Source organism: Agrobacterium sp. T29 (genome assembly GCF_006970545.1).
GTDB lineage: Bacteria > Pseudomonadota > Alphaproteobacteria > Rhizobiales > Rhizobiaceae > Agrobacterium > Agrobacterium leguminum.
Genome location: NZ_CP040640.1, coordinates 2,619,725 through 2,644,491 on the forward strand (window position 1 = coordinate 2,619,725; position 24,767 = coordinate 2,644,491).

At 61.3% G+C, this 24,767-nt stretch carries 26 protein-coding genes; 6 read left to right on the plus strand and 20 right to left on the minus strand.

The window, feature by feature from the left end:
- Window positions 1–4 precede the first annotated feature (4 nt).
- The 7 genes from FGF54_RS13090 to rplU form a co-directional block, all read right to left on the minus strand.
- Entirely contained in the window at window positions 5–1,291 is a 1,287-nt protein-coding gene (locus FGF54_RS13090; RefSeq protein ID WP_168208092.1) for a glutamate-5-semialdehyde dehydrogenase, read from the minus strand.
- Window positions 1,284–2,453 (minus strand): glutamate 5-kinase, encoded by a 1,170-nt coding sequence (proB, locus tag FGF54_RS13095; protein ID WP_142779890.1) that lies wholly within the window; start codon window positions 2,451–2,453, stop codon window positions 1,284–1,286. The genes FGF54_RS13090 and proB overlap by 8 nt, the downstream gene beginning before the upstream one ends.
- A complete protein-coding gene (obgE, locus tag FGF54_RS13100) occupies window positions 2,450–3,520 on the minus strand; it encodes a GTPase ObgE (protein ID WP_035265258.1) in 1,071 nt (356 codons plus the stop codon). The genes proB and obgE overlap by 4 nt, the downstream gene beginning before the upstream one ends.
- Window positions 3,521–3,688: 168 nt before the next feature.
- Window positions 3,689–4,282 (minus strand): GNAT family N-acetyltransferase, encoded by a 594-nt coding sequence (locus tag FGF54_RS13105; protein ID WP_142779891.1) that lies wholly within the window; start codon window positions 4,280–4,282, stop codon window positions 3,689–3,691.
- Window positions 4,279–4,911, minus strand: a complete 633-nt coding sequence (locus tag FGF54_RS13110) for a GNAT family N-acetyltransferase (RefSeq protein WP_003505256.1) — start codon at window positions 4,909–4,911, stop codon at window positions 4,279–4,281. The genes FGF54_RS13105 and FGF54_RS13110 overlap by 4 nt, the downstream gene beginning before the upstream one ends.
- A 131-nt stretch (window positions 4,912–5,042) precedes the next feature.
- Window positions 5,043–5,312, minus strand: coding sequence for a 50S ribosomal protein L27 (gene rpmA / locus FGF54_RS13115; RefSeq protein WP_003492686.1), 270 nt, complete (start codon window positions 5,310–5,312; stop codon window positions 5,043–5,045).
- A 40-nt stretch (window positions 5,313–5,352) separates the two neighbouring features.
- Entirely contained in the window at window positions 5,353–5,667 is a 315-nt protein-coding gene (gene rplU, locus FGF54_RS13120) for a 50S ribosomal protein L21 (protein WP_003492690.1), read from the minus strand.
- Window positions 5,668–5,997: 330 nt separating this feature from the next.
- On the opposite strand from rplU, the gene FGF54_RS13125 reads away from it, so the two are divergent.
- Window positions 5,998–6,438 (plus strand): metallopeptidase family protein, encoded by a 441-nt coding sequence (locus tag FGF54_RS13125; RefSeq protein ID WP_003520258.1) that lies wholly within the window; start codon window positions 5,998–6,000, stop codon window positions 6,436–6,438.
- Window positions 6,439–6,457: 19 nt separating this feature from the next.
- Here the strand turns inward: FGF54_RS13125 and FGF54_RS13130 are convergent, their stop codons facing one another.
- Both FGF54_RS13130 and FGF54_RS13135 read right to left on the minus strand, forming a co-directional pair.
- Window positions 6,458–6,664, minus strand: coding sequence for a DUF1737 domain-containing protein (locus FGF54_RS13130; protein ID WP_003505258.1), 207 nt, complete (start codon window positions 6,662–6,664; stop codon window positions 6,458–6,460).
- Complete coding sequence (locus tag FGF54_RS13135; RefSeq protein WP_168208093.1) at window positions 6,661–7,572, minus strand: CoA ester lyase; 912 nt, start codon at window positions 7,570–7,572, stop codon at window positions 6,661–6,663. The genes FGF54_RS13130 and FGF54_RS13135 overlap by 4 nt, the downstream gene beginning before the upstream one ends.
- A 110-nt stretch (window positions 7,573–7,682) precedes the next feature.
- On the opposite strand from FGF54_RS13135, the gene FGF54_RS13140 reads away from it, so the two are divergent.
- The 3 genes from FGF54_RS13140 (at window position 7,683) to leuB (ending at window position 10,020) form a co-directional block, all read left to right on the plus strand.
- Window positions 7,683–7,913 carry a hypothetical protein gene (locus FGF54_RS13140; RefSeq protein ID WP_020809819.1) on the plus strand — a complete coding sequence of 77 codons (231 nt, stop codon included), beginning with the start codon at window positions 7,683–7,685 and terminating at the stop codon, window positions 7,911–7,913.
- Between the two features lie 166 nt (window positions 7,914–8,079).
- Entirely contained in the window at window positions 8,080–8,685 is a 606-nt protein-coding gene (gene leuD, locus FGF54_RS13145) for a 3-isopropylmalate dehydratase small subunit (protein WP_003520255.1), read from the plus strand.
- 222 nt (window positions 8,686–8,907) lie between these two features.
- A complete protein-coding gene (leuB, locus tag FGF54_RS13150; RefSeq protein ID WP_142779893.1) occupies window positions 8,908–10,020 on the plus strand; it encodes a 3-isopropylmalate dehydrogenase in 1,113 nt (370 codons plus the stop codon).
- On the opposite strand, the gene FGF54_RS13155 is transcribed toward leuB, so the two are convergent.
- The 3 genes from FGF54_RS13155 to cobA form a co-directional block, all read right to left on the minus strand.
- A complete protein-coding gene (locus tag FGF54_RS13155; RefSeq protein WP_142779894.1) occupies window positions 10,001–11,251 on the minus strand; it encodes a cytochrome-c peroxidase in 1,251 nt (416 codons plus the stop codon). The genes leuB and FGF54_RS13155 overlap by 20 nt on opposite strands.
- Window positions 11,252–11,473: 222 nt before the next feature.
- The gene (locus FGF54_RS13160; RefSeq protein WP_142779895.1) at window positions 11,474–12,790 is read right to left on the minus strand and encodes a cobyrinate a,c-diamide synthase; all 1,317 of its coding nucleotides are present in this window, start codon (window positions 12,788–12,790) and stop codon (window positions 11,474–11,476) included.
- Window positions 12,787–13,575, minus strand: a complete 789-nt coding sequence (gene cobA, locus FGF54_RS13165) for a uroporphyrinogen-III C-methyltransferase (protein WP_142779896.1) — start codon at window positions 13,573–13,575, stop codon at window positions 12,787–12,789. The genes FGF54_RS13160 and cobA overlap by 4 nt, the downstream gene beginning before the upstream one ends.
- Window positions 13,576–13,633: 58 nt before the next feature.
- Between cobA and FGF54_RS13170 the strand changes: the two genes are divergently transcribed.
- The gene (locus FGF54_RS13170) at window positions 13,634–14,764 is read left to right on the plus strand and encodes a cobalt-precorrin-5B (C(1))-methyltransferase (RefSeq protein ID WP_168208094.1); all 1,131 of its coding nucleotides are present in this window, start codon (window positions 13,634–13,636) and stop codon (window positions 14,762–14,764) included.
- Here FGF54_RS13170 and cobM read toward each other — a convergent pair.
- Genes cobM through cbiE form a run of 3 tightly spaced genes read right to left on the minus strand, consistent with a single transcriptional unit; the run spans window position 14,734 to window position 17,161 of the window.
- Window positions 14,734–15,492, minus strand: a complete 759-nt coding sequence (cobM, locus tag FGF54_RS13175; RefSeq protein ID WP_142779897.1) for a precorrin-4 C(11)-methyltransferase — start codon at window positions 15,490–15,492, stop codon at window positions 14,734–14,736. The genes FGF54_RS13170 and cobM overlap by 31 nt on opposite strands.
- Window positions 15,489–15,908: a cobalamin biosynthesis protein gene (locus tag FGF54_RS13180; RefSeq protein WP_168208095.1), complete on the minus strand. Its 420-nt coding sequence runs from the start codon at window positions 15,906–15,908 to the stop codon at window positions 15,489–15,491. Before FGF54_RS13180 ends, cobM begins: the two co-directional genes overlap by 4 nt.
- Window positions 15,902–17,161 carry a precorrin-6y C5,15-methyltransferase (decarboxylating) subunit CbiE gene (gene cbiE, locus FGF54_RS13185; RefSeq protein WP_142779899.1) on the minus strand — a complete coding sequence of 420 codons (1,260 nt, stop codon included), beginning with the start codon at window positions 17,159–17,161 and terminating at the stop codon, window positions 15,902–15,904. The genes FGF54_RS13180 and cbiE overlap by 7 nt, the downstream gene beginning before the upstream one ends.
- Here cbiE and FGF54_RS13190 point away from each other — a divergent pair.
- Window positions 17,160–17,942 carry a cobalt-precorrin-6A reductase gene (locus tag FGF54_RS13190; RefSeq protein WP_142779900.1) on the plus strand — a complete coding sequence of 261 codons (783 nt, stop codon included), beginning with the start codon at window positions 17,160–17,162 and terminating at the stop codon, window positions 17,940–17,942. The two genes, cbiE and FGF54_RS13190, sit on opposite strands and share 2 nt — an antisense overlap.
- Here FGF54_RS13190 and FGF54_RS13195 read toward each other — a convergent pair.
- From FGF54_RS13195 to cobN, 5 genes are read right to left on the minus strand one after another with little or no spacing between them, the layout of a single operon-like run.
- On the minus strand, window positions 17,909–18,670 hold the full coding sequence (locus FGF54_RS13195) for a precorrin-3B C(17)-methyltransferase (RefSeq protein ID WP_142779901.1): 762 nt from the start codon (window positions 18,668–18,670) through the stop codon (window positions 17,909–17,911). The genes FGF54_RS13190 and FGF54_RS13195 overlap by 34 nt on opposite strands.
- Window positions 18,667–19,434 carry a precorrin-2 C(20)-methyltransferase gene (locus tag FGF54_RS13200; protein ID WP_142779902.1) on the minus strand — a complete coding sequence of 256 codons (768 nt, stop codon included), beginning with the start codon at window positions 19,432–19,434 and terminating at the stop codon, window positions 18,667–18,669. Before FGF54_RS13200 ends, FGF54_RS13195 begins: the two co-directional genes overlap by 4 nt.
- Window positions 19,431–20,063 carry a precorrin-8X methylmutase gene (locus FGF54_RS13205; protein WP_142779903.1) on the minus strand — a complete coding sequence of 211 codons (633 nt, stop codon included), beginning with the start codon at window positions 20,061–20,063 and terminating at the stop codon, window positions 19,431–19,433. Before FGF54_RS13205 ends, FGF54_RS13200 begins: the two co-directional genes overlap by 4 nt.
- On the minus strand, window positions 20,060–21,415 hold the full coding sequence (gene cobG, locus FGF54_RS13210) for a precorrin-3B synthase (protein ID WP_142779904.1): 1,356 nt from the start codon (window positions 21,413–21,415) through the stop codon (window positions 20,060–20,062). The genes FGF54_RS13205 and cobG overlap by 4 nt, the downstream gene beginning before the upstream one ends.
- On the minus strand, window positions 21,415–24,765 hold the full coding sequence (gene cobN, locus FGF54_RS13215) for a cobaltochelatase subunit CobN (protein ID WP_142779905.1): 3,351 nt from the start codon (window positions 24,763–24,765) through the stop codon (window positions 21,415–21,417). Before cobN ends, cobG begins: the two co-directional genes overlap by 1 nt.
- Between the last annotated feature and the right edge of the window lie 2 nt (window positions 24,766–24,767).

Sequence of the window (24,767 nt, forward strand, 5' to 3'; positions counted from 1 at the left end):
AATATCAGGTCCGTGTCTGGCCGGTGCCATGCACACGGTATTTAAACGAGGTGAGCTGCTCGACGCCCACCGGGCCGCGCGCATGCATCTTGCCCGTGGCAATGCCGATTTCAGCACCCATGCCAAACTCGCCGCCGTCCGCAAACTGCGTCGAAGCATTGTGCAGCAGAATGGCCGAATCGAGCTCGTTGAAGAAACGCGCGACCACATCGGGATCTTCGGCGATCACCGCCTCGGTGTGGTTGGACGAATAGGTGCCGATATGCTCGATCGCGCCCGAAATACCCTCCACCACGGCGACCGAAATGATCGCATCGAGATATTCGGTGCGCCAGTCCTCTTCCGTCGCCGGCGTGAGACCCGCCACCACATCGCGAACGGCCTGCGAACCGCGTACTTCGCAGCCGGCTTCGATCAAGGCTTTGACGAGCGGCGTAAGATGCGTGGAAACGGCAGCGGTATCCACCAGCAGCGTTTCGGCCGCCCCACAAATACCGGTGCGGCGCATCTTGGCATTGACGACGATGCGTTTCGCCATGTCGAGATCGGCGGATTTGTCGATGTAGACATGACAAATGCCTTCCAGATGCGCGAAGACCGGCACGCGGGCTTCCGACTGCACCCGGGCCACGAGGCTTTTGCCGCCGCGCGGCACGATAACGTCAACCGTACCGTTCAATCCACCCAGAAGTGCGCCGACGGCGGCGCGGTCGGTCACCGGCACCAGCTGAATGGCATGCTCGGGAAGGCCGGCGATCTTCAGGCCTTCCACAAGGCAGGCATGGATAGCACGCGATGAATGTTGCGAATCCGAGCCGCCGCGCAGGATGACGGCATTGCCCGCCTTGAGGCACAAAGCGCCGGCATCCGCCGTCACATTCGGTCGGCTTTCGTAGATCACGCCTATGACGCCGAGCGGCGTGCGCACGCGCTCGATCTTCAGCCCATTCGGACGATCCCAGGCGGCGATGACTTCGCCGACCGGATCGGGCAGCGCCGCAACCGAACGGATGCCTTCGGCAATACCGGCGATCCTTGCATCGTTGAGGGTCAGCCTGTCCACGAAGGAAGCGGCAAGGCCTGCGCTTTCCGCCGCAGCCAGATCTTTCCTGTTGGCGGCAAGGATCGCATCCCTGGATGCCTCGATGGCGGAGGCCATGGCAAGCAGCGCGCGGTTCTTCTGGTCTGTGCCGGCGATGGACAACGGTCGCGAAGCAGCTTTCGCCTGAGCGCCGATGGTGATCATCAGCGCGTCAATATCATGGCTCTGCTTCACGGCCTGTTCAGGCATGGACCTCATCCTTCTTTGCATTTTTAACTTTGACGGCAGCGCCCGTCATTACCAGATCGTCACGATGAATCATGGCCGCCCGCCCGACATAACCGAGGATCGCCTCGATCTCGTTGGACTTGTGACCGATGATAAGACGCGCCTCTTCAGCATCGTAGCCCGCAAGACCACGAGCGACTTCACGGCCTTCCGCACCGATAATGGCGATTGCATCACCACGGCCGAAATTGCCCTTCACCAGTCGCACGCCCGCCGGAAGCAGGCTTTTTCCGGCATAGAGAGCCTTTTCCGCACCGGCATCCACATGGATTTCGCCGGCCGGCTGCAATTGCCCGGCAATCCAGGTCTTGCGCGCCGTCACCGGTGTTCCCGAAGGCGCGAACCATGAGGAGCGCGCGCCGTTTTCAATAGCCTTCAAAGGATTAAGCGTCTTGCCGGAGGCGATGATCATGCCGCAGCCGGCAGCGGTCGCGATCTTGCCCGCATCGATCTTGGTGCGCATGCCGCCGCGTGAAAGCTCGGATGCCGCACCGCCTGCCATGGCCTCGATCTCGGGCGTAATATCGGCGATCGTCTCAAGGAATTTCGCGGCGGGATCGAGATGCGGCGGAGCCGTGTAAAGCCCGTCAATATCCGAAAGCAGCACCAGAAGATCGGCGCCCGTCATGGTCGCCACACGCGCCGCCAGACGATCATTATCGCCATAACGGATCTCGGTGGTCGCAACCGTGTCGTTTTCATTGATGATCGGGATGGCGCCGATCTTCAGCAACTGGTTGATGGTGGCGCGCGCATTGAGATAACGGCGACGCTCTTCGGTATCGGAGAGCGTCAGAAGAATCTGGCCGGCGACGATCTCATGTCTCGACAGGCTTTCCGACCATGCCCGCGCCAGCGCGATCTGGCCGACAGCCGCCGCCGCCTGGCTTTCTTCCAGCTTCAATGCACCGGAAGGCAGGCCAAGCACGGTGCGGCCAAGCGCGATGGCGCCCGAAGACACAACCTGTACATCCGCGCCATTTTTCTTCAGCGCGGCGATATCCTCGCAGATGGCGTCGAGCCAGTCTTTCTTGAGACCGGTCTTCCGGTCCACCAGAAGCGCCGACCCGATCTTGATGACGATCCGGTGATGGCTCGCCAGCGGCTTGCGCGTCAGGCTCATAGACGGTCGTCCTCTTCCTCGGCCTCGCTGTCCTCATGCGGCATCGACCGGTCGGGCAGGGCGGTTTCGCCGCCATTGCTCGCCGAGACGATGACATCGCGAAGGGCGCGCAGCGCTTCCGTCATGCCGATATGGGCGGCAGCGGAGAGAAGTAGCGGGGGACGGCCGCAGGCCTTCTCCAGTTCCTTGGCCTTCTTTTTCAGCTCTTTTTCATCCAGCACGTCGATCTGCGACAGCGCCACGATTTCCGGCTTGTCGGTCAGCCCGCCGCCATAGGCGTCCAACTCGGCCTTGACCGTCTTATAGGCCTTGCCGACCTTCTCCTCCTGCGCGGAAACGAGATGCAGAAGCACGCGGGTACGCTCCACATGGCCGAGGAAACGGTCACCGATGCCCACACCCTCATGCGCGCCTTCGATCAGGCCGGGAATATCGGCCAGCACGAATTCACGGCCATCGATGGTCGCGACGCCCAGGTTCGGATGAAGGGTGGTGAAGGGATAGTTGGCGATCTTCGGTCGCGCACGGGTGACCGTCGCAAGGAACGTGGATTTACCCGCATTGGGCAGACCGACGAGACCGGCATCGGCGATCAGTTTCAGGCGAAGCCAGACTGTCTTTTCCTCGCCCGCGAGGCCCGGATTGGCATGGGTGGGCGCCTGATTGGTGGACGACTTGAAATAGGCATTGCCGAAACCGCCATTGCCGCCGGCGGCAAGACGAAAGCGCTGACCTTCCTTCGTCAGATCGACGATCAGCGTCTCATTGTCTTCCTCGAAGATCTGCGTACCGACGGGTACCTTCAGCACCACATCCGAACCCTTGGCGCCGGTGCGGGTCTTGCCCATGCCGTGCTGTCCGATGGAGGCCTTGAAATGCTGCTGGAAGCGGAAATCGATCAGCGTGTTGAGGCCGTTGACCACCTCAACCCAGACATCGCCGCCGCGTCCGCCATCGCCACCGTCAGGACCGCCGAATTCGATGAATTTTTCGCGCCGGAAGGAAACGGCGCCCGCGCCGCCGTCGCCGGACTTGATATAGACTTTTGCTTCATCGAGAAATTTCATCGGACTGCCGTTCTGTCGGTTTGCGGACGCAACAATCTTGCCGTTGCGTCGAACAAAAATATCGTCGTTTCGAATACAAGCGCTTCTTCACGAGGTCAAAGACTATCGTGCGGGAAGCCCATGCGCGAGACAAGGCCGGTTTGGATCAAACCGGCCTTGCAATGCTCCTCAAGTACGATGCGGATGAATGAAATCCTCAGCCTTAATCATCGTACAGATATGCGCCACCATGGCGGCGCGCGCCGTGGCGTAGACCTGGTGGCAACCGGTCACCCGGAAGCCGAGTTTTTCCTGCACGCGCAGCGAGGCGGGATTATCCGCAAATACGCCGGAGTGAAGGGTCACCCCCGGCATTCGGCGGAAGAACCGCTCTACCACGGCGGCCACCGCCTCGGTCATGTAACCCTTGCCCCAGTAGAAGCGGTTCAGCCAGTAGCCGAGATGCCACTCGCCGTGCCGCAATTCCACCGAGACGACGCCGATCAGGGTATCGTCGCCGCTGGTAATGGCGAAATCCCAGTCGGGCAGGGTGCCGGAGGTGCGCAAGACCAGCCATTCCAGCGCATCCTGCTTGTGGTAGGGCGCGGGAACGCGGGCCAGCATTCTGGTCACAGCGAAATCGCCAAGCGATTCCGCAATGCTGCCGGCATCGGAAAGCTGCTGCGGCCGCAGCACCAGGCGCTTTGTCTCGATGACAGGGCAGGGGCCGGGCGGCGCCACGGCAGTGGCGGCGCGGCGACGGGTAAGCTCTATCGTGCTCATCCCATATCCCCCCAGCTCTTCAGCGAAACCCAGGTCTTGCGGTCCAGCCTGTACCATTCGACCGGCACCATGCCGCCAAGCGCCAGCGAACCGACCATGCCGGAGCCCTGAAACTGGAAACCGCATTTCTGAATGACGCGGCGCGACGCGATGTTGGTGACCCGGCAACGGGCATCGATCTGGTCGATTTCACGCGTGCGGAAGGCCATGTCGATCAGCGCATGCGCGGCTTCCGTCATGTAACCCCGGTTCCAGTAGGGTTCCCCCAGCCAGTAACCGATTTCCAGCGTCTTTTCGTCTTCCTGGGGTTCGAGCGCGCAGCAGCCCAGAAACTCGCCATTGTCCATGCGGGTAATCGCATAGACGCACTTGCCAATCTCGCCAGCTTTGGAGCGTCGCACAAAATCCGCGGCGTCTTTGGCCGTGTAAGGGTGCGGCATACGCGACACCATGGTCGCAATATTGGCATTGTTGGCAAGATGGGCAAGGGCGTCGATGTCTTCTTCGTGAGGCTTGCGCAAAACCAGCCTCTGCGACAGTAAAACGGGGCAATCGCTCCTCGACCGATCGGGCCTCGGCCGTTCCTCGGGTGACCGTGATTGGTCAACCCTCAACAATTCAGCTTGCATGGTTCAGTCCCTCCTTGGGGTTAAAGAAAAAGGGGAGTTGGGTGGTGCCCCATCTCCCCTGTTTTCTTGACTGAACCTGATACGTCTCAGCCGGGTCGATGGGACACCGGCTGCATATGACGCTTACCGGCTTATTCTGCGGCTTCCGCTTTCGGGGCCACGGATACGAATACGCGGCCGTTGGCCTTCGTACGGAAGTTCACGTTACCTGCGGTCAGTGCGAAAATCGTGTGGTCCTTGCCGATGCCAACATTGGCGCCCGGATGCCACTGCGTGCCGCGCTGACGCAGAATAATGTTGCCTGGAATGACAGCTTCGCCGCCGAACTTCTTTACGCCAAGGCGCTTGGATTCGGAATCGCGACCGTTACGCGAGGAACCGCCAGCTTTTTTGTGTGCCATTGGAGTTCTCCTTTAAACCTTGTTTCCCGTGTCGCGCCGATCAGGCAGCAACGATGTCCGTGATGCGGACGACAGTGTGATGCTGACGATGGCCGCGCGAACGCTTGGAGTTCTGACGACGACGCTTCTTGAAGGCGATGACCTTCTTGCCGCGATTGTGCTCGACAACTTCAGCCTTGACGATGGCGCCCTTGACAAAGGGTGCACCGAACTTGGCATCGGCGCCTTCGCCAACAACGAGAACTTCGGTGAATTCTACAGTTGCGCCTGCCTCTGCTTCCAGCTTTTCGATGGTCAGCACGGCGTCGGCCGCTACGCGGTACTGCTTACCGCCGGTCTTGATGACTGCGAACATTTTTTATCCTTTCATGTTCGTTCCGGCTCTGCCCGCAAATGCAAGCTGGCCGTCTTTTTATCAGTCGGAGTAGCGGAAATCCGTCAGGACTGAATGCCCCTTTGAATGTCTGCCGGTGAAGCCGCCTTTTGAAGGGCGGAATAAACAGAAGGCGCACTACGCCATCAATTTGGGTGCCGATTACGCGAGACGCCCGTTTATGTCAAGATGACGACGGCTTGAAAAGTAACTGTAACGCCAAGAATTTCATGCTTTTTCGGCGGGTGAAGCAGTCGGGTCTCGAAATTTGTCCAGCAAGTGTTTATATGGGCCTTCCAACAAGGAGCAGAAATGGCCCGCATAGACCAGACCGACGATTGGCGGGACCGCCATGCGCCGACACTTTCCGCCTTCGAGTCGCTTGCGATCGAGGCATATGGCCACCTGCCGGAAGAATTTCGCGCACTGACGAAAGATCTCATCATCGAGATCGCCGATTTTCCGACCGATGACGTGTTCGAGGACATGGCGCTCGAAACACCCTTCGATCTTCTCGGGCTGTTCGAAGGCCGCGGCATCTCCGAACGTTTCACCATGGAAACGGGCGAGATGGTGAACCGCATCACGCTTTATCGCCGTCCCATTCTCGACTACTGGGCCGAGAACGAGGAGACGCTGGGCGATATCATCACCCATGTCCTCATCCACGAAATCGGCCACCATTTCGGCCTGTCGGACGACGATATGGAGCGGATCGAAGAAAGCGCCGACGAGGCCGCCGCCGATCGCTGATCGGGGCGGCTACCGCCGCTCACTGCTCGCCGAGCTTCATATCCGGATGGTATTCCTTGCCCTCGACCACCTTGGTCACGGCCTGGCCGCAATGCATGACGCCGCTTGCGGCGTTAAAGGCATAGCTCGGCGAACCCGCGAGTTCCCATCCCTTGTTCAGCGCCTCGGTGACCCGGTGACAGAATTTCGCGTCGTCGGGACCGGTTATGAAACGATAGACCTTCACGTCTTATTTGCCTCTCTTTGTGCGATGATATCGGCCATGGCGACCAGCCTTTCGGCCTGCCCCACATGCAGCCGTTCGATCATCCGCCCGTTCATGTTGATGACGTTCAATTCCACAGATTCGGGTTTTGCGAAAGCGGCAATGATCTCGCGGGCTTCCGCAACCGCGGCATCGTCCGGGGCGAAGCGCCGGTTGGCCGGCTCGATCTGTGCCGGGTGGATCAGCATCTTGCCATCGAACCCCATGGCGCGACCCTGCTCACATTCGGCTTCGAAAGCGGCGATATCGCGGAAATCGTTCGAGACGCTATCGATGACATCCAGACCATAGGCACGGGCGGCAAGCACCACCTGCATCATCCAGGGTACGAGATAAGTGCGTCCGGGAAGGGCGGGAACCCGCGTTTCCTTGCGCAGATCGTTGAGCCCGATGACAAAAGCCGAAAGCCGCGCATCCGGCGTATGGGCCGCGTCAGCAATCGAGGCGGCATTCAGGACACCAAGCGGCGTTTCGATCATCGCCCAGATTTTCAGGCGCTCCGGCACATCCGCCTCGGCCAGAAGATCAGCCACCTCATGAATATCGGCCGGCTGCTCCACCTTCGGCAAAAGAATTGCATCCGGCCGGCAGGAAAGCACAAGCTGCAAATCCGCCTTCCCATCCGGCGTGGAAAGCGGGTTGATGCGGATAATGATCTCGCCCCCGGCAAAAGGCGCTTCCGAAAACAGCTTTTGCAGATTGTCCCGCGCCTCGTCCTTCATCCCGGTTGCGACCGAATCCTCCAGATCGAGGATCACTCCGTCACAATCGAGATCGCGGATTTTTTCCAGTGCCCGGACATTGATGGCCGGCACGGAGAGCAACGAACGACGTGGTCTCACAAGAATATTTTCGGAAAAGTTGACCATGCCGCACTTGTGTCAAGCTTTTGTGACATCTGCAAGCTGACAATCCACTGAATCCTCTTGCAAGCCGGAAGAAGAAGGCCCACATTCGTCTGGATAGAAAGGTTTGGATCATGCAAGGCATACGTTCGTTTTTCATCGCCGCATCCGGCATTGCAATTCTGGCGATAGTCGCCCTGTTCACCGCGTCGCTTACGGTCGCTTTCATCGGCGTGCTCGCGGTTCTCAGTGCTGCCCGCCTGCTTTCCGCGCGTCTGAAGCCGGCCCCCATTCCGGTCAAGCCCCGTAACCAGCGCGATATGCGCGTCTGGAACGACGGCAAGGGCACGATTATCGATCTCTGAGATCGTCACGAATCGGTAAAAATGCCAGAGCGCCGCGCGCGGCGTACCGAAGAACGCGGGTTTGCGCTTCTAAAGTGATGAGTTTTGCAGTATTTCCCGGCAGAACACGTCCGGTGAGCTTTAACCAGCCCCGGATTTTGTCGAAGGGAAACACGGGAAGCGACAGATGGAAAAATTCACCAAGCTGACGGGCGTTGCCGCGCCCATGCCGGTGGTCAATATCGACACCGATATGATCATTCCGAAAGACTATCTGAAGACCATCAAGCGCACCGGCCTCGGCAAGGGCCTCTTCGCCGAGTCGCGTTATCTCGAGGATGGTTCGCCCAATCCGGATTTCGTACTGAACAAGCCCGCCTACCAGAACGCCCAGATTCTTGTCGCCGGTGACAATTTCGGTTGCGGCTCTTCGCGCGAACATGCGCCATGGGCGCTTCTCGATTTCGGCATCCGTTGCGTGATCTCCACCAGCTTCGCCGACATCTTCTACAATAACTGTTTCAAGAACGGCATCCTGCCGATCGTCGTCAGCCCCGAAAACCTCGAAAAGCTGCTGGACGATGCGTCGCGCGGATCGAACGCCGTTCTCTCCATCGATCTGGAAAGTCAGGAAATCAGCGGCCCCGATGGCGGCACGATCACCTTCGAGATCGATGAATTCAAGCGTCACTGCATGCTGAACGGTCTGGACGATATCGGCCTGACGCTCGAACATTCGGGCGCTATCGACACGTTCGAAAAGGCAAATGCCTCGGTCCGCCCCTGGGCCTAACCATATTTCTGCTCTTCAAAAAAGCCGATCCCGTACCAAACCGTACCGGATCGGCTTTTGCTTTGCTTGAAAAGCCCTTGAGGCGGAGATAAGAAACCTCCGATCCCGTCCGGCCGCGATACGACTTCTCATGTGCAGGACGGAAACGAGTTTGACGCCGCGTTCGCCGCAATCGAAAACCCTTCAGGATGTTTTCCGGCGCGCCGCCCAAGGAGGGTTCTCATGACAGTTCGTTCGCTTTTCCTGCTGCCCGGTGACGGTATCGGCCCCGAAGCCATGGCCGAAGTTCGCAAGCTGATCGATTATATGAACAGCGCGCACAATGCCGGTTTCACCGTCTCGGAAGGTCTGGTCGGCGGCTCTGCCTATGACGCGCATGGCGTGGCGATTTCCGATGCGGATATGGAAAAGGCGCTTGCCGCCGATGCGATCCTGTTCGGCGCCGTCGGCGGCCCGAAATGGGATGGCGTGCCCTACGAGCACCGCCCGGAAGCGGGCCTGCTTCGCCTGCGCAAGGATCTCGAGCTTTTCGCCAATTTGCGCCCGGCCATCTGCTACCCGGCACTTGCCGCCGCCTCTTCGCTGAAGCCGGAACTGGTCGAAGGCCTCGATATCCTCATCGTCCGCGAGCTGACGGGCGGCGTTTATTTCGGTGAGCCGAAACAGATCATCGATCTCGGCAACGGCCAGAAGCGCGGCATCGACACGCAGATCTACGACACTTTCGAAATCGAGCGCATCGCCAGCGTCGCTTTCGAACTGGCCCGCACCCGCGACAACCGCGTCTGCTCGATGGAAAAGCGCAACGTCATGAAATCAGGCGTTTTGTGGAACCAGGTGGTCACCGAAACCCACGCCGCCAAGTTCAAGGATGTTCAACTGGAACATATGCTGGCCGATGCCGGCGGCATGCAACTGGTGCGCAAGCCCAAGCAGTTCGACGTGATCGTCACCGACAACCTCTTCGGCGACATGCTCTCCGACGTCGCCGCCATGCTCACCGGCTCGCTCGGTATGCTGCCGTCCGCTTCGCTCGGCGCGCCTGACGCCAAGACCGGCAAGCGCAAGGCCATGTATGAGCCGGTCCACGGTTCGGCCCCGGATATTGCCGGCAAGGGCATCGCCAACCCCATCGCAATGATCGCGTCCTTCGCCATGTGCCTGCGTTATTCATTCAACATGGTGGACGAGGCGACGAAGCTCGAAACGGCGATCGCAAACGTGCTCGACAAGGGCATCCGCACCGCCGACATCATGGCCGAGGGCAGCCGCCAGGTCGGCACCTCCGAAATGGGTAATGCGGTTCTCGCCGAATTCAAGGCGCTTTCGGCGTAACGCTCGACGAAACCGGCTGGGCAGGCGGCGCGTTCGTCTGCCCATCCTCCTTCGGCAGAAGATGCTCATATCTTTTATCAGTCAGCGTCTTCAGAAAGGCGACGATGGCGTCCACACGCTTGTCGTCCAACGCCGGCGCGGATGTCAGTTCCGCCATGGCGATATTTTCAGGCACTTCCGGCGCATCCCACGTCTTGCCCGTTTCCGGATTGATCTGGCGGCTCGGCTTCTTGCTTTTATATTTCACGTAAAACAGCACCACCGTGCGCAAATCCTTGAACACGCCATTGTGCATGTAAGGGCCGGTGACGGCGACATTGCGCAACGTCGGCACCTTGAACTTGCCGCGCTGGGCGGCATCGCCGGCAACTTCAGGATTTTGCGCCAGTCCCAGATCGATCGCGCCCGGCTTGGAGCCGTTCACGGCCCGAACCGATGTATTGGCGGGAACGCCGATGTTGAAATATTTATGGTTGGTGAAGAGGCCGTCTTCCAGGCCCCTGGCGCCACGGATTTCATGGCAGGTATTGCAATTGGTGAATTGCGTCGAGGAGATCAGAACCCGACCCAGCTCTTCCTGATCGGTCAGCTTCTCCTCGCCGCGCAGGAAGCGGTCATATTTGGAATCGAAGGTGGAGAACTCATCCGACCGCTCAAAGCTCGCCAGCGCCTTCGTCATCGCGGCATAGGCGGTGTCGTCGCTTTCAAAAACATCCTTGCCGAACTGCGTGCCGAAAGCCGCGACATAATCCGGGTTTTCCCTGAGCCGTTTGACGACCGAGGCCTTGTCCGGCATGCCCATTTCGAGGGGATTGAGCGGCGGACCACCCGCCTGATCTTCGAGCAGGGAGGCGCGGCCATCCCAGAACTGCCCGCCGACATATTCTCCCGCCGCATTCCTGCCGAAAGGCGGCGTGAAGCGGGCATAAGCTGCAGTCGGCGCGTTGCGGTCGCCCAGTGAAATGCCGTCATCGCCAAGCGATACGTCCCGCCCCACCTTGTCGCTCTCCCGCGCATCGGAAAAACCGGCGGCCTGCATGTGGCAGGTGGAACAGGCCATGGTGCGGTTCATCGAAAGACTGGGATCGTCGAACAGCGCCGCACCGAGCTTTTCCAGCGTCGCATAGTCTTCACCCCCGTGGGCAGCCATACCATCGACACCGGTGCCCAAGGGGGCCAGCAGAATGGAGGCGGCAAGAGCAGCGGAGACAAAAAATCCGGGTTTCATCATCGGTAGGCACGCTCGATATAAATGCGCGAGAGCAGGTTCGGACCGGGACATATGAAGCGGCTTTCGGTCCCACCGCGCTTCACCGAACATGGATCACGGGAGATAATTCCGCTCTTCCATGCCCTATAAAAAGATCTATAGCACTTTCCCGTGATCCAGGCCTACAAACTTTCGCAGCTTGGTCCACTTTGCCGCAGGTCCACGGGCAACACCCGGAAACGATCAACCGCCTCTGGCGATGGCGTGGAAAAAGGTGCCCGAGACAAAACCTCTTCTGCCACCCGATGGCCCGAGCGGACGACCCTGCCCGTCGGCAATCTGGGCGAAGGGCTCATCGCGGCCGGGATCGGTAACCCGCGCATAATGGAATTCATGGCCGCGCAGAACATCCCCCGCCGCGCCGAGCGGTCCGCTTGCCACAATCGTCGCCTGCCGATAGCCGAGATTCATCTTGCGGGTCGCAAAGCTGGTGGCATGGGACAGAAGCCCGGTCATGGCATGGGTCACCCCATCCGCATCTTCCAGCGCCTCTCCGAGCACCATGTAACCGCCGCACTCGCCATGAACAGGCTTTGTCGCGGCAAAGCGGGCAAGGCCGGCCTTGAAACCAGCCGCATCCGCAAGCTTTCCGGCAAAAAGCTCGGGGTACCCTCCCGGCAGCCAGCAAATATCGCAGCTCCCGTCGGGCGCCTCATCCGCGAGCGGGGAAAACGGCACGATCTCGGCTCCGGCCGCCTGCCAATGCTTCCTGAGATGCGGATAAAGGAAAGTGAACGCCGCATCCTCCGCCAGCGCGATGCGCTGGCCGGGCGGTGCAATCGCCGCATCCACCGAGCCGGAAGGCACATTCACCGGCGCGGCGAGTGAAAGCAGGGCATCGAGATCGATGGATTTTTCCATCGCATCCGCCAGCCGTTCGATATGCGCATCGATTTCCGGATGTTCGCTGGCCTGCACCAGCCCCAGATGCCGTTCGGGCAGGATGAGCGACGGATCACGCAGCACGCAGCCGGCAACGGGAAGGCCGATTTTTTCGATGGCTTCCGTGCACAGCGTCCGGTGTCTTTCGCTGCCCGCCCGATTTAGCACCACCGCCGCCATGGTAACGGCCGGATCGTAGTGAGCAAAACCATGGGCGACGGCAGCAGCCGTCTGCGACTGGCCGGACACATCCAGCACCAGCAGCACCGGAATGCCGAACAGCCGCGCCAGATCCGCCGCCGAACCCGTGCGATTTTCCGCAACCGGAATACCGTCGAACAGGCCCATGGCGCTTTCGATCAGAACGAGTTCCGCATCCTCGGTCTGCTGCAAAAACAGGTGCCGCAGCAATTCCGGCCGCATGGCCCAGCTATCCAGATTAAGACCGGCTGTGCCGGTGGCGAAGGCATGGAAACCGGGATCGATGTAGTCAGGCCCCGTCTTGATGCCGCGCACCTTGATACCGCGTCGGGCAAAGGCCCGGAGCAGGCCGATGGTCACACTGGTCTTGCCGGAACCCGAACGTGGCGCGCCAATGATGATCGCCCGCGCCGTCATGAGCCGGAAACTCCAAGGCGCGCCCGCATCGAAACAATCTCGCCGATGACGATCAAAGCCGGTGCTTCGAAATTTTCCCGCTTTGCATCGTCAGCTATGCTTTCCAGCGAGCCGATGAAAATCCGCTCCTGCGCCGTCGTTGCCGACATGATAACGGCGACCGGCGTTTCGCCGGAACGCCCACCCTGCATCAAGAGGCTGGCAATCGTGCCGATATTCTTCAGCCCCATGTAAACGACGATGGGTTCCCGTGTCTTCGCCAGCGCCAGCCAGTCCAGATCCTCTTCCGTGCCCGCCGCGTGGCCCGTGGCCAGCGTCACGGCGCGGCTGATGCCACGCATGGTGGCGGGGATGCGGGCGGAAGCGAGCGCGGTGAACGACGAGGTCATGCCCGGCAATATGCGAAACGGAATGCCGGCATGGACAAGCGCCTCCGCCTCTTCGCCGCCGCGCCCGAAAATAAAGGGATCGCCGCCCTTCAGCCGCAGCACCTTTTTGCCTTGGCTGGCGAAATCGATCAGTGAAGCGGTAATATCGTCCTGTGTCGCAGAGGGCTTGCCACCCCTTTTGCCCGCAAACACAATCTCTGCCTGCGGACCAAGCGCTATGACTTCGTCGCTCACCAGCGCATCGCGCACGATGATATCGGCCTGAGACAGCGCGAGCGCCACTTCCAGCGTCAGATAACGCACATCGCCCGGCCCTGCGCCCGCGAGCCAGACGTGACCGGCCTCGAAGACCGGACCGTTTGCGGCAATGCTGTTCAAAATCTGCGCTATCGACATTCTTCTTGGCTGCTTTTTAACGATGACGGAAAAAGCCGTCCCGGCTATAGAAATTCATATGGATACGGATGGAAAGACCCTTCGCCGCGGCTGGACCACGGGCACCTGCGCGGCAGCCGCCACGAAGGCGGCCTGCGCCGCCCTTCTGACTGGCGAGTTTCCTTACCCTGTCGAGGTCGAACTTCCAAGCGGCGCGAGGCCGGCATTTTCCCTCGCCACCGAGGAAAAGGGCGAAAACTTCGCCCGCGCCGGCGTCGTCAAGGATGCCGGAGACGATCCGGACGTTACCCACGGTGCGCTGATCGAAAGCACGGTCAGACGAGGTCAACCGGGAAGCGGCATCATCTTCAAGGCCGGAAAGGGCGTCGGCACCATCACCCGGCCGGGCCTGCCCCTGCCGCCGGGAGAACCCGCCATCAATCCCGTACCACGCAAGATGATCGAAACCGCCATTCGCGAGGTGGCCGGAGAAAGCGCCGATTTCGAGGTCGAGATTTCCGTCCGCGATGGCGAGAAACTGGCGGAAAAAACCCTGAACGGCAGGCTCGGCATCGTCGGCGGCATTTCCATCCTCGGCACAACGGGCGTCGTCATTCCCTTTTCCTGCTCGGCGTGGATTCACTCCATCTGGCGCGGTATCGATGTGGCGCGTGCGACCGGCTGCACCCATGTGCTTGGCGCCACCGGCAACACCTCCGAAAAAGCCGGGCAGGTCCTTTATGATTTGCCGGAGACCGCCCTGATCGACATGGGCGATTTCATCGGCGGCATGCTGAAATATCTGCGCAGCCACCCCGTCGAGCGGGTGACGATTGCCGGCGGCGTCGCCAAGATGACCAAGCTCGCCCAGGGCATGCTCGACGTGCACTCCAAGAAGGGTCTCGCCGATCTCGATGCGCTGGCGGCATTGGCGACGGAAGCCGGAGGAGATGAAAATCTCGCCATTTCCATCCGTCAGGCCAACATGGTCGCACACGCCTTTGAGCTGGCCGAACACGCGGGGATAGACCTCGGCGCGATCGTGGCGGAAAAAGCCTGGGTAACCGCAGCGGCGGCGCTGAAGACGCCGGCCATTGCGCTCGATATTCTGGTGTTCGATCGTCAGGGCGCGCTCAAGGGCCGCACCGCCTCCACGCCGTCGCATCAGCCCTGTGCATCTTACTTCGGAGACCGGAACCGCCGGACATAGTCGGTGCTATAAAGCGCGCTTTCGCGAAAATCCGTCGAGGCAAGTCCACGCCCGACGAATATCAGGGCCGTCCGCTCCACCGGTTCGGCGGCGAGCTTGTCCTCAATGTCGAACAGCGTGCCGCTGATAACCCGCTCATCCGGCCAGGACGCGCGAACGACGATGGCGACCGGGCAGTCGGAGCCGTAAAGCGGCGTCAGCTCTTCCACCACTTTGCCGATGGCATGAATAGCGAGATGGACGGCGAGCGTTGCGCCTGTCGCACCGAAAGCCTTCAGCGTCTCACCTTCAGGCATCTTGGATGCGCGCCCGGAAATGCGGGTCAGCACAAGGCTCTGCGCCACTTCCGGCACCGTCAGTTCCCGCTGCAAAGTGGCGGCCGCGGCGGCAAAGGAGGGCACGCCGGGCGTGACGGTATAATCGAGACCCAGTCGCTCCAGACGGCGGATCTGCTCGCCCATGGCGCTCCAGACGGAAAGGTCGCCGGAATGCAGCCGCGCCACATCCTTGCCGGCCTCTGCTGCGGCCACGAATTCCGCCTCGATCTCGTCAAGCGAAAGTGCTGCCGTATCGACGATGCGGGCGCCCGGCGGGCAATATTCGATGAGCGCCTTCGGAACCAGCGAGCCGGCATAAAGACATACCGGGCAGGCGGCGATAAGATCGCGCCCGCGCACCGTGATGAGATCGGCGGCGCCCGGACCGGCGCCGATGAAATGAACCGTCATTGTTGTTCTCCATATTCGATGGCGCAGCCGCTATCATGTGGGGCATCGTCAGTCGTTGCGATGGCCACAGTCACATCGCCAACCACAAGACGCGGCGCGACCAGCCTTGCATTCGCTCCGGCGGCGGCAAGCGCCGCCGCTTCGCTCACACTTGGCGAGCCGACATGATCAAGGCTTGCCTGTGAAAATGTCATTGTTTTCGAAGCAACCGCCTCGAGCCGTTCCTGCGATACGATTTCAAGCGACAGCGACAGGCTTTTCGCCGCCTCCACGAGACCGGCTTCATCGGCTTTGAGCGGCGCAGTCGCTAAGCATTCCGCCATCATGCCCAAAGCATGCTCTGCGGTGCGCACGGCGGCAATGACAGCATCTGAACCCGTGCCTCTGCGGCAGCCTATGCCAGCCACTGTCACCATGGCTTGGTCCAGCTCCACTGCGTCACCGGCATTGCCGGACGCCAGCCCGACATGGAGCCAACGGCCGTCACTCGCGACACATCCAGTCGGATCATCGAGCCGCCGAGCCGCGCATGGGCGGCAAGCAGCACCGCCTCCATTTCCAGCGTCACCGCATTGGCGACCAGCCGCCCGCCGGGTTTCAGGGCCTCCATAGCCCCCTCGAGCACGCCCGCTTCACTGCCACCGCCGCCGATGAAAATCGCATCCGGCTGAGGCAAGCCTTCAAAAGCCGCAGGGGCCGCGCCGATCATGACCTCAAGCCCCGGCACACCGAAAGCTTCGGCATTACGAGCTATACGCTCCGCCCTTTCCGGGTGTTGTTCTATGGCGATGGCTCGGACCGAGGGATGCGACAGCATCCATTCTATGCCGATCGAACCCGAACCGGCACCGATATCCCACAGCAACTCGCCCCGCCGTGGGGCAAGAGAGGAAAGTGTCACGGCGCGGATTTCACGTTTGGTGATCTGCCCGTCATGTTCGAACAGGCCGTCATCAAGCCCACATGTGAAAGGCAGAACACGGGCCCCCTCGGCCGCGACGACGTCAATCCCCACCACATTCAGCGGCTCGATGTCTTCAAACGAGAAATCAGCTGCCCTGACCTGCCGCCGCCTCTCCCGCTCTCCGCCCAGGGCTTCAAGCAAAACGAACTCCGACCGGCCGAAACCCAAATCGGACAACAATTCCGCGATCAATGCCGGGGCGTAGGCGTCCGAGGTAAGCGCGATGATCCGCGCACCGGCATGAAGATACGGCCGCAGGAGATCGATGGAACGTCCGTGCAGCGAAACGCAGTCGACCGCTTGCAGCGCCCAACCGAGCCGTGCGGCGGCCAGCGAGAAAGCGGAGGGCGAGGGATAACAAACTGTCTCACCCGCATCGATACGCCGCAGAAGCGTAACACCGACGCCATAAAAAAACGGATCGCCGGAAGCCAGCACGCAAACCCTTTTGCCGCGCAGCGCCACGACATCGCCCATATCCGTATCGAACGGCACCGGCCAGCGCCGTGCTTCACCACGAATGGCCGTAGCCGCCAGTTCCAGATGGCGTCTGCCGCCGAAAACCACCTCGGCTGCCTCTATCGCCTTGATCGCGTTCCGGCCCAGCCCCCCGAGCCCATCCTCACCAATGCCCACAATGGAAAGCCACGGCTTCTCTTTCTTTTCTGTGGAAGCATCGCCCGTTCCGGAATATTCAGACGTCATGACACGCTCCATACTCATCCTTGGCGGCACGGCGGATGCCCGCATTCTGGCCGGCAGGCTGGCGGAGGAACCCGGCTACCGAGTTCTGCTCTCCATGGCTGGCCGCACGCTCTCGCCGGTCGAACAGCCGGTGCCGATGCGCAGCGGCGGCTTTGGCGGCGCTGTCGGTCTCGCGGATTTCATTCGCGCAGAGAATTTCGATATTCTGGTGGACGCCACCCATCCCTATGCGGCAAAGATTTCCGCCAATGCCATTGAGGCCGCAAGGCTTGCCAAAGTTCCGCTGGTCGTCCTTTCGCGTCCTGCCTGGCAGCGCCAGCCGGGTGACAGGTGGCATGGTGTCGACACTGTCGAACAGGCTGTCACCGCGCTCGGCAGCGAAGGCAGGCGCGTGTTTCTGGCTTTGGGACGGCAGGAGCTTCTTCCTTTCGAAGCCGCACCCCAGCACAACTATCTCATCCGCAGCGTCGACCCGGTGGAGCCGCCACTGAAACTGCCGCATGCGCGCTACATTACCGCGCGCGGCCCCTTTGCGTTGGACGACGAAATCCGCATGCTGGAAGAAAACCGCATCGACACGGTGGTCTCGAAAAACTCCGGTGGCAGCGCGAGCTATGGCAAGATCGAAGCGGCGCGACAGCTCAGCCTGCCAGTCATCATGATCGACCGGCCGCGACAGCGGAACGACGCGCCCCTGAATGACGTGACGGTGCCGGATATTGCCGCTGCGCTCACCGCCATTCGCCATCAGCTCTCTCTTCTCGAAAAACGAGGCGAATAAACCAGCGGGTCTTTGCCGGAACGCTCGATCAGACGGGTTTCAACCGAACCGACGATGATGCAGGTGGCCATATCCGCCATGTCGCTCGAGGCTTCCGAAAGAGGCACGACCCGAATACGCTCATCCGCCCGCCCGGCAGCCCGTCCGAAAATCACCTGCACCGAACCGGGCAAATGCGCCCGCAATAGATCAAAAGCGGTACCGAGCTGGTGCGGCCGCGCCCTGCTGACGGGATTGTAGAAAGCCATTACGAATCCGGCCTCGGCCGCCGCGATCAACCGCTTTTCGATAATGCCCCACGGTTTCAGATTATCCGATAGCGAAATGGCGCAGAAGTCATGGCCAAGCGGCGCGCCGGCCTTTGCGGCTACGGCCAGCATGGCAGTCACACCCGGCACGACGGAGAAATCGATATCGCGCCATTCGGCGGGGCCACTTTCGATCGCCTCGCAAACCGCCGCCGCCATGGCGAAAACGCCGGGATCACCGCCGGAAACCACACAGACCTTGCCGCCCTCGGCTGCAAGCCGCAGCGCCTGTTCGGCGCGGGAGATTTCCTCACGATTGTCCGAAGCATGGCGGCGTTGATCGGGTCTCAGCGCCAGCCGGTCGAGATAAGGAATATAGCCGAAGAAATCCTCCGAAGCCTCGACGGCGGCAAACGCCTCCGGCGTCACCTGCGCCGCACTGCCAGGGCCGAGGCCGACAACGACCAGCCTGCCGGTCATGGCGTTTCGCCTCCAGCGGGTCTGGTTTTCCAGCCCGGCACCAGAACCAGCGAAAAATAGGGTGCAGGGGATGCGTCACGCTCGATGAGCCGCACCGCATGGCTGTTGGCCATGGTGCCGCGCTCGACATAAAGCGCGTCTTCAAGCTTCCCGGCCTTTTCCAGCGCCCTGCGAATTTTCGGAAGGTTGCGCCCCACCTTCATGATCACCGCGCCGTCAGTGCCGGACAGACGTTCCGTCAGAACATCTTCGCCGAGCGTGCCGGGAAGAACGCTCAAAATATCATCGCCCTGCACCAGCGGCAGACCGGCCATGGACCAGCAGCCGGACATGGCCGTGATGCCAGCAACGACTTCCGCCGGGTAAGATGGCGCAAGCCGCAGATGAAGGTGCATGTAAGAACCGTAAAACAACGGATCGCCTTCCGACAGCACGGCGACATTGCGCCCGGCTTCGAGATGCACAGCGATGTCCTTCGCCGATTGATCGAAAAAGGCGGCGATGGCATCACGGTAATCGTTACCGTTTTTGTCGCTTTCGACGGTTACCGGATAGACCAGCGGCATTTCCAGCGTGCCGGGCCGGATAAAGGCTTCGACAATACCGCGACCGTTGCCGCTACTGCCTTTCTTGCAGAAGAAGGCAAGCACATCGGCATTTTCAATGGCGCGGACAGCCTTTAGCGTCAAAAGCTCGGGATCGCCGGGGCCGGTGCCGACACCAACGAGCCTACCCTTCGGATGTTCAAAAAGAGCCGCGCTCACAGACCTGCCCTCGCAACCGCATTGATGGCGGCAGCCGTCATCGCCGAACCACCCATGCGTCCCTTGACGATGGCATAGGGAATGCCAAGCGAACTTGCCTCCAGCGCGTCTTTCGATTCCGCCGCACCGACAAAACCGACGGGCATGCCGATGATGGCGGCCGGGCGCGGGGCGCCTTTTTCCAGCATCTCAAGCAAGTAGAACAGTGCAGTTGGCGCATTGCCAATGGCAACGAGAGCGCCGTCCAGCTTCTCTGCCCACAGGTCAAGCGCGGCGGCGGAGCGGGTGTTGCCGATCTTTTTCGCCAGCTCCGGCGTGCGGGGATCGCGAAGGGTGCAGACCACATCATTGTCAGCCGGAAGGCGGGCACGCGTCACGCCATGGGCAACCATTTCCGCATCGCAGAGAACAGGCTTGCCGGCTCGTAGAGCACCACGTGCCGCGGCAACAAAATCCGGCGAAAAGCGGAAATGGCTGGCCGCCTCCACCTGCCCGCAGGCGTGGATCATGCGAATGGCGATATCCGCCTGCTCTTCGGTGAAGGCGGACAAATCCGCTTCCTCACGAATGATGGCGAAGGAGCGCTCATAGATCGCATTGCCGTCGCGAATATAGTCATAGTCGGTCATCGGTCATCCTGTCGAAGCGCCGCACCGATCGTCTGTTTACCCAGCCGGGCAAACAGAGTGGCGGCGTTTTCACCGGGCTTATGTTCTTTTTCGTAAAGACGGGCAAGCCGCGAAAGCGCCGTCCTCTGATGCTGGAAAGGTAAAATGCCATCCGGCAGGTCACCGGCGCGACCCGAAATCGAAAAGGCCAGGCCATCGGCGGTGCCGGAAAAAGTGAGAAGCGACGGCGCGGGGTGCGCACAACCTTTGCCGCAGCCGGAAATATGCAGCGTGAAGGAGCCATCCAGCAACGAGGCGCATTCCTCAGACGCAAAGGCGGCCAACTCATGGGTGGGAAGAAAAGCCGAAGCGCAGCCCGGCGCGCCGGGACAGGCGGCAATAGAAGAGCGCGCGTCACCTGCCGTCGTGATGAAACCGGACGCCCTTGCAATCTCAAGCAATGCGCCGCAGGCAGAGGGCGATCCAAAGAATAGCAGGCTATGGTTTGGTGCCGGCCGCAGGGCCGTGATGCCGAGGGTACCGGCCCGTTCGCAGAGATGCGACAAGTCGTAGGCCCGGATTTGCCCGAAAGCAGGCGCGACAGCAATGACGAAGCGATCCTTTCCCGTCATCATCAGTCCCAGAGACGCAGAAGCCGTCCTGGTGTCATCAACAATCACACGATCCAGCAGGCGATCACCGCAGATCGCGTTTATCGTCGAATGGTCCAGATCGCGGCCACGGGCAAGCGGCCCTTCGCCGGCCAGATGGACGAGCAGCGACAGGACGACACCCGCCGCTATGTCCGTCTCGACCAAGCCGGCATTCAGCGCCCTGCTTTCCGGCCCACCCACGAGCAATCGCCAGACACTCCGCCCATCAAGCGACACAGCTTTCAAGCGAATATCGGCCAGCAAATCTTCCATGGAGAGGCGCCCGCCGCCATCAATGACGACAGACATTTTAGCGGCAAGCTTTTCATGGAGAGCGAGCCTGTCGGTCTCTTTTCGAATCTCCTCGGCGAGAGGGTCACCATCAGCAATCTCCGCGTTATCCCGCCCGGCAAGAGGCGACGTCTCGACCGCGAGCCCCGCACGCAACGGCAAATCCAGCGCCAGCACGTCTTTTTCCAGAGCGCAGGCGCTTTCCGGCGTCAGGCCGCGAAATTGCAGGCTGCCGCGGGCGGTAATGTCGATCAATCCGTTGCCATACCGCTCGGCAAGCTGACAAAGCACCACCATGTCGCGCGGGTCGATATCCGCCTCGAAAGCGATCCGCGACAAAAAACCGTCTCCGGTGCGCATGGGAGCGGACAGGGCCGGGCAGAGGCCACGGCGGCCGAATGGCTGAACGGGATCGGCAACGGCCATCATCACGCCTCCACCCTTTGGGAGCGCGGCAGGATCAGCATTTCAAGTTCCGCATCCACCGCGTTGCGGCGGCTGTGCCACAGCCCGCGACGGCGGGCAGATAAGAACCGTTCGGCCATCACCTGCGCCGCCTTCGGGTTTTCCCGCAGGATGAAATCGCGCACATCCTCATCGCCGAAATAGGCATCGTAAAGCGCCTCGATCAACGAGGAGGACACCGCATGGGTGGTTTCGGCAAAGCCGATCAACCGATCCACCGTCTCGAGGAATTCCGCCGCCCCGCGCGGACCGTGCCGCATCTGGCCGGCAATGAAGCGGGGATTGACGGCACGCGCGCGCACCACCCGCGTCAGCGCCTGCGTCATCGACCTTGCACGCGGGCGCGCCGGATCTGTCGTATCCAGCGCAACAATATCGGCGACGCCGCCAAGCACAGCTTTCGCGGCGGAAAAACCGCCGATGAAGGCGACATCCGAAGAACCGTCCAGAAGGTCGCGGCCCGGATCGTCCCCGGTATGAACCAGAAGATCGGCGCGCCTGACCAGCTCCACAAAACCGGTATCTTCGAAAATCCCCAGCCCGTCCGCACCGCCGAAAGCGTGGCTCGCCGCATCGAGATAGGCCTGCCCCAGCTCCTCGCGTTCGTTCCATTTACCGCTGGCAAGCTTTTCTTCGATACCGGCACCATAGGTGCCGGGCGCCGAGCCGAAAATACGCGCCGGAATATGCCCGAGCGTGGCGGCCTCTTCCGCAAGCGGATTGTCGCCCGGCGCTTCCTCCCGCCGCGCGACAGCCTTGGCGGCGGCGTCGAGAAGCGCGATCAGTGCCGGGAACATGTCGCGGAACAGACCGGAAATGCGAAAGGTGACGTCGACACGCGGCCGCCCCAGGCTCGCCGGCGGCAGAACCTCAATGCCGGTGACCCGGCCGGTGGCAGGGTCGTGGATCGGTCTCGCCCCCATCAGATGCAGCGCCTGCGCTACATCCTCACCGCCATTGCGCAGGCTGGCGCTGCCCCACAGATCGAAAACCAGATGTTTCGGCCAGTCGCCATGGGACTGCAGATGATGGCGCAGCACTTCTTCGCCCGCCATGCGGCCCAGCTCGAACGCCGTCGGCGTCGGCATGGTGCGCGGATCGGCGGCATAGAGATTGCGGCCCGTCGGCAGTACATCGAGCCGCCCGCGCGCAGGTGCGCCGGAAGGGCCGGGGACGATATGTCGGCCATCGAGCGCAGCCAGCAGGGCAGCTTTTTCCGATTTGGCGCTTTCGAACCTCAGAAGATCGGTCTCGTCTTTTGCGCAGCGACCAAAAACATGCTGGCCATCCTTGATGGCGAAATCCTTGAGGTCGCAGAGAAAGGCGTCGATGCGTGAGAGAGCCGCATCGGCATCATCCTTCGCAACCACGCCCGCTTCCGCCGCAAGCCCGGTCTCCAGCGCCTTTTCGACGATCAGTTTCGCCAGCCGGTCACGCCGGCGGCGATCCAGCCCATCCGCCTGCGCATATTCATCGACCAGCTGCTCCAGCGCCGACTGTTCCGGCGAAAGCCCCGCATTAACCAGCACGGGCGGGACATGGCCGATGGTCACAGCCGCGATCCGTCGCTTGGCGACGGCCGCCTCGCCCGGATTGGAAACGATGAAAGGATAGACTACAGGCAGCGAGCCGGTGACGATTTCGGGAAAACAATTGCGGGAAAGCGCCACCGTCTTGCCCGGCAGCCATTCCAGCGTGCCGTGCGCACCAACATGCACGATGGCATGCGCACCCGCAATCCGCTGCATCCATGCACCGAAGGCAACAAGCGCGTGACGCGGCGGCAGGGCAGGGTCGTGGTAGTCCACCCGGCGATCCTCATTGCGGCCCCTGTCCGGCGCTAGCGCCACGAACACTTCGCCAAAACGGGCGGCGCGGAACCGGAATGCGCCATCGACGAGTGCATCGTCATCGGTTGCCACGCCCCATGTCGCGTTTACGGCCCCGGCAGATGCCGACGGCAAGGCGGAGAAAAAAGCCTCGTAGGTGGAAAGATCAATTGCCGCTTCCTGCTGTTCGACACAGTCGAGCAGCGCCCGCGCGGTCTCAGGAATATCCTTGACCGTATAACCGGCCCCGGCGAGATCATGCAGCATTTCGAGAACGCTTTGCGGCACATCGAGACCGACGGCATAACCGGTTCGCCCGGGCGCCGCACCGGGATAATCCGGCATCAGAATGACGATGCGGCGATCCCGTGGAAGGGCATTCCTCAGCCGCAGGAAAGAGGCAATGCGATTTGCCACCTGCTCGACCCGATCAGCCTCGGGTACATTGAGCAAACTCGCGCTGCCATCCACGCGCGCCTGTTTGAACGAGATTGCACCGGCGAGAATCCGGCCATCCAGTTCCGGCAGGACGACATGCATGGCGAGATCGGAGGGATTGAGACCGCGCGCATTTTCCGCCCATCCGTCCCGCCGCGTCGTCGCCATCACCACCTGAAACACCGGCACGCCGAGACGGTCGAACAGGGTTGTGCCGTCGTCATCCGTCTGGCTGGCGAAGGCGGTGGCGGCAATGATGGCGGCGGGCTTCAGATCGGGCAGCACCGTTTCGAGGAAACGGATCGCCTCGCCATCCTTCAGACCACTGACAAAAATCGGCAAGGGTGCAAAACCGCGCTGCGAGAGCGCCTCGAAAAGCGCGTCCACCGGTGCGGCATCTGCCGCCAGAAGCATGGAACGGTAAAAGAGGATGGGCAGAACGGACGCACCGGCGGGAAAACCCGCACCGGCTTCCGCCCTATCCACAACGCCCCTGCCGGGCCGGTAAAAACCGGCTTTCGGCAGCGGTTCGGCTTCGATATCCGGCCATGCCTCGCCCCTTGCAAGAGCGGCGAGACCAAGGGCAAGCCGGTCCATATTCTCCTGCCCGCCCTCGCGAAAGAAGGAGAGGACCGAGGCCAAAATCCGCCGATCGACGGTCGAGGCCGCTTCCAGTTTCTCGTCCCTTTCGCTGCACTCACCCGGCAAAAGCAGAAGCTTGATGCAGCGCCTGCGCGCAAGAATGGAAAGCTGATCGACGCCGTAACGCCAGCGTTCCGCACCGCCGAGAATCCGGATAAGAATAACCCTGGCATGTTCCGCCGTCTTTTCGATCCAGAGATCGACCGACATGGGATGTCGAAGCTCGGAGAGGTTGGCGGCTGACAGGGAGGGGAGCGCACCCTCTGTTCGCCGCCAGGCCTGTTCCAAGCCGGCCAGATCGCTTGCCGAAAAAGACAGCATCGCCACATCAGACCGGGGCTGGTTGAGATCAACCGGCTCGATCAGGTCGTCCAGAGACGAGGATGTGGTGGCGAGAATGTGCATCG